4 protein-coding genes are annotated in these 5,517 nt (G+C 27.6%); all 4 read right to left on the bottom strand.

What is annotated here, in order from left to right; all coding sequences use genetic code 11:
- The coding region (locus Q0352_RS07475; protein ID WP_299525993.1) for a hypothetical protein at positions 1–1,007 on the bottom strand (1,007 nt) is incomplete at its 3' end.
- On the bottom strand, positions 1,007–3,028 hold the full coding sequence (locus Q0352_RS07470; protein ID WP_299525990.1) for a hypothetical protein: 2,022 nt from the start codon (positions 3,026–3,028) through the stop codon (positions 1,007–1,009). The genes Q0352_RS07470 and Q0352_RS07475, both read right to left, overlap by 1 nt.
- Positions 3,028–5,280: a hypothetical protein gene (locus Q0352_RS07465; protein ID WP_299525987.1), complete on the bottom strand. Its 2,253-nt coding sequence runs from the start codon at positions 5,278–5,280 to the stop codon at positions 3,028–3,030. Before Q0352_RS07465 ends, Q0352_RS07470 begins: the two co-directional genes overlap by 1 nt.
- The coding region (locus tag Q0352_RS07460; protein ID WP_299525984.1) for a hypothetical protein at positions 5,281–5,517 on the bottom strand (237 nt) is incomplete at its 5' end.

Below are 5,517 nucleotides of genomic sequence, written 5' to 3'. Positions count from 1 at the left end.
TGTAAACTTTCACCATAAACAATACTATCTAAACCTAAACTACCATCTACAATAACATTTACTGTTTGAGTTGATTCAGCCCAAAGTAATAAAGCTACATTTTCAAAATAAGAAGAATTAATAGGCATAAAAAATACATCTACAAATATACCATCAGTTGCCGTATTTAATTCTTTTGCAAGTCCACTTGATTTAAACCTATAAAGACCTACATTACTTTCTGCTGATGGCATTTCATAATCAGCAAAAGCTACAATACTTGATTTACCATTAACTACCTCAACAGAATATGCGTGACCAGAAAATTCTGCTGCTCCATTTGTAATTGTAGCAGTCATATCAATAGTATCAACAGTAACTGGTGTAATTCCATTAAATTGATTAAAAGCTACTGACCAAACATCTAAATTGCTAATATTTAAATCTGTTGTTGAAATGACAAAACCATCGTCATACCATTCTGTTGACATATAACAGTTAGTAAAATTATGCAAATCATTTCCTAATCCATCAAGTGATGAGCCATCAATACTTAAAGAGTCTATTATAATATCTTCTGTAAATCCAGGTGTTATAATACCAGTATCTCTATCTACTTTTCTACCAGTTATAGTTGCAGTACCGTTTATATCAGTACCAGCTTTAACAACTAACATTAATTTTGTTCTACCGCCATTACCAACAGCGTTAACACCAGTACTTAAAGGTTGAGCAGTTACAACTTGCTGAATACCACCCCATATATTATTAATTTGACCTTTTGTTACTGAATCAATAGTAAACGATAAAGGAAATTGATAATTAATAGAACTTGAACCCACTCCACTATCTCTTAATTGTTCAATAGTTGTATTTACAGTTTCACCTGTTGCATTTCTATATAGTGCTATTTTATCTTGTAGATTAAGTTGTGATGTTAAAGGTGTTAATCCATTAATTGTTTTAGAACCATCAATAATGGCTTTAATAGCATTTGCATTATCTATTGTTTGTTGAGTTTCTGCCATTATTTAGATTTTATAAAATTAATACCTGTTGTTATTATTTGTGGAATTAGTAATTTACCTGCTAAATCTACATCATTTAAGTTACTTCCACTTGCACCTTGTTTAAATGTTGTGTAATTTATATTCGTTTTAAGCATATTTGCCGTAACTTCATTCATATTTGTATTCTCTATATTAGAAACTTCAATACTTCCATCCTTAACATATCCAATTCCATTAATAAATACGTTTTCACACGATAAAGATACAACTAATTTTTCTTTTACTCTATTAGAAAGTACATCGAATTTAAATTCATTCATACTATATACTGACGATTCAATTACAGATGCCGAATTATCGGTTATATTAATATCAGATTCTTCTTTATTTTTAGATACAACATTAATATAAGGCACTCTAATAAAGTGTTCTATGCCATATTTGTAGAATATATCTCTATTATTATTATTTGAATAATTAATTGCTAAAGTTTTCTTATGTTCAGTATCTAAAAATATAGTATCACTAATATGGGTTTCTGTTCCTATAACTGTATCTGTGCTTGTTACTACAATATCATAATAACCAACACTAAAAATACTCCAATCAATTTCAAACTCAAATATTTCGTAGTCTAAAATATCATAAATTGATGATACTATGACATCTGAAATTGCTCCATCATAACTATAATTAATTATAATTACACGTTTATTAATTTCTTCGTCATAAAGTATATCTACTATTTCATAAACACCTATTCCTTCTAAAGATACTAAGCCACCTAAAATAGCAAATTCAGGTAAATTACCACTTAATGTATATGTTCCTGTTATTGATTGATTTTCATCATAAATATTCCCAGTATCAAAATAAATACCTAATTTACCTTCTCTATATTTGTAATATTTTGCATCTAAACTTTGAAATCTATTTAAATTTGTAGATTTTTTAGTTACTGTTATTGCAGTTTCATTAAGATTTGAATCTCTTAAAACAGCCGTTACATCTTCATAATTACTTTTTATCTGTATAGTAGATGTATCGCAAGTCTGAAAAAGTGTAAAACTTTTATGTAATATAGGTTGTAATCCTTGACAGTCTAAAGTATTTTCGTCATTCTTAAATATTGAGCAACCATCCCAAATTTCAGATTTAATGAAATTAATTGAATTTGCATTTGAGATATATGTGAAACCACTCCTTGTACCTAAATCTGTTACTGTGTATTCTTTTGATTTTACACAACCATATTGATCTCTTACATATAAATATTTAGTTCCTGATGCTTGACCTGTAAAAACATTAGATTCTTGCCAATTTACATTATCTAAAGAGTACTCTAAAGTAAGTCCTATTTTATTTGTAACAGAAATACTTAATGTAGCACCATTCAAATAATTATTTATAGCAATAGTTATATTTTCTGATGTTAAATAATCTATTCTTGGTACTGTGTAATCTAAAGTATCACCTGAAGCGTTTTCTAAAACTATATAATTTATAATTCCTCTTATAAATGGAAAAGTAACAGGATTATTAACGTTTGTTTCATTAGTTAAAACATTATTAATATATATTTTTGGTGCTAATTCTGTTGTTGTAAATGTGGCATTAACAGTAGAACATTCTTTTGTTGCTTCTGAATAAGTAGCATCACCTATAAACTGAAAAGTTGATGGATTAAAATTAGAAATACTCGATATAAATCCAGCATTATTAGTTTGAAAATTCTCAAAATAGAAAATATCTGAATTTGCCTCAATAGTTACAACATTTAATAATCTTGTTATTGTATATAAATTAAATCCATTATAATCAAGATTAAAATAATAAGCAAAATCTATTGCAGATACTTCACCAACAGTAGGATATGATGTTGGTGTCATTTCTGCTTGAAAATTAGCAGTTCTTGTTGTTACAAAAGTTTCTGTTCTTGTTACAGTAGATAAGTTTTCAAACTTAACTGTATCAAAAGATAAATAACTACCAACAATTGCTTCGGCATTAAAAGTTATTATTATTTTACTATTCGCCATTATGTTATAATATTTTCATTACTTAATTGCATTTTCCATTTACCTTCTTTATTAGGTTTTAGGTTCAATAAATAACCACGTTCTAAAATCCCATTCTCATTTGTATATTCAAATTTAAAATAAACATTAGGTATATCCTCTACTTCTCCACCATATTCAATAGATGTTTTGCCATTTATTAAATCCATTAAATCATCGTCAACAGGATGCTCAAATTCAACTATTTCAGGTAAAAATCTTGAACGGTCTAAATCTCTAAGTGAAATATCGTCATTTTCAGCATAAGGTTTTGTATCACCAATAGTCCAAGTTGTAAGTTGGCTATTTGAAACTGCACTAATGTATTTTATTACTTTAGATAAATACTTTTCCATACCACCTCTAAATACCCAAGCGTGTCTAAATAACATTCTTAAAGGTGTAAAGTACATACTTCTATATGTAGTGGGTGAATTAATACCTGTTGGTAATTCTTGTAGCCTATCCGTATAATCATTTTGCTCAAAACCTAAAGCACCATCTACACGTTTTAAATCTAAATACCAATTACCATCATCATAACGAGTATCTTCATCACCAAATAATTGTTGTGGTTTTCTACGTGCTAATTCAAGACCGTATTCGTCAGTACGTATTTTAGATGTTTTTATAAACTTATTTATGGTTTTTCTAATTGGTGTAACATAATCTGTTCTTGTGTTTGGCTCATCTAACCCCATTGAATCCTCATAATCACCAGCTTTATCGTAACCAAAACTCATACCACTAAAGAATAAACTTTTATCAACAGTACGTTTTACTTTTGTTATTTGTAATGGTAATCTAACTGCAACTTCATTTTGATAAAAATATCTTAAATCTTCTTCTCTTACTCTTTCTTTAAAATTAACTGTTTCGATTCCAATACCAGTATTAAAAACTGAATGATTAGAGTTTAAGTTATCTTTTAATGATATTGTTAAAGATTTATATTTGTCAGTATCTCTAACAAATGCTCTCGCCCATAAACCACTCATAACACCTATTAAACCACCTTCACCATCTTGTACATATATTTGATTACCATTACTATCAAGCATATTTGTATTACCAAAATACTTAGAATAATAAGAATTAGCATTACCACTTATTATATAAAGTAATCTGTTTGATAAATCGTGATTAAATAAGAAATCTAAATTTGGTGAAGATTCATAACGTGTTTTTTCATTTACTTTTAAAGTATGCTTATTTATTTTTATTGTTGATGTAGGGAAACCATAAACATAATTTGATTTAAAAACTAACATTAGACCTTCATCGAAACCAACATCTAAAAATGTATTAGTTTCATTTAATGTGAAATTTGTAGAATTTACATAATCGCCTTCATAATCACCTAATGGATGTGAACCATTCGCTTCCCATTTACCTAAAGTATCATTCCACTTAAATCTTTCAAAAGATATTGAAACATTACCTTTTAAATCAAAATCTAAATCAAATTGCAATTCTACATCTAAACCTTCAAGATTAGCATCGTATGTTCCTGTTTGGTCAACATAAAACATATTAGATGCTTTCTCATTTTCATCACCAACTATCCAAACATCTACGCTTGAATGTCTATCAGAACCTCTTGAAACTATATCTGTAAGTACTGTAAATTCTAAACCTACAAATAAATTATTGAATCCATTAAAAAAATTAAATCCAAGACCACTATAATTAAATGTAAAATCTGCTAAATCTTTCTTTAAGATGCTTTCACCTACTTGCGATATATCTCTACCTTTTATTTCAACACTATTAGTTTCTATTGTACCTATTCCATTACCATCAATATCTTCTTCGGTTTCTATTTCAAAATCATCGCTTTCGTGTGATTTTATTAATTCGGCTAAATTATTAGAATTAAATTTTATTGAAAGTGTAGTTTCTTCATTTACAAGTGTATTGAAATCTGCGTATGCAGTATATCTTGTTTGCCAAACTACATCAGTACCATCATCTTTTGTAATTTGCTTTATTAATAATAAATCTTCATTAATACCATATATTTCATAGGCATCATTTATATATTGTTTTGCCTCATTAGTAAACTCTAAATTATTAGTGAAGTTTGTGAAAATACCATGATAATCTTTATGTCTATCTAATTCTAAATCATCATCTTTCCACCCAATAGGCTCTTTTATAATAAGACTATCTTTAAAAGTAGATTTAAGTACAAATCTAACGTAATTATTATATGAATTATTTACATCTGCCATTTAACTCCATCTTGATTGAGAATTTCTATATGCTTCTTGACCACTATCAAATCCATTTAATTTAATGTTATTATTAAATCTTGCCTTACTCAAAGATTTAGTTATTGCATTTTCTAAACCATTATAATTTGTATCAAAGATAGCTTTTAATTTGGTAGCATCTAAATTTTTATTATCATTTGCTAAAGATGTCATAATTGATGCGTTCATTAATGAATCCATATCTTTATGAACCTT

This window comes from uncultured Lutibacter sp. (assembly GCF_937891065.1).
GTDB lineage: Bacteria > Bacteroidota > Bacteroidia > Flavobacteriales > Flavobacteriaceae > Lutibacter.
This window is presented reverse-complemented; position numbering and strand designations above follow the sequence as displayed.

What these genes read in the sequence shown, in the direction of transcription:
- Q0352_RS07470 (WP_299525990.1), bottom strand. Translation starts at nt 3,028, where the DNA reads ATGGCGAATAGTAAAATAATAATAACTTTTAATGCCGAAGCAATTGTT.
- Q0352_RS07465 (WP_299525987.1), bottom strand. Translation starts at nt 5,280, where the DNA reads ATGGCAGATGTAAATAATTCATATAATAATTACGTTAGATTTGTACTT.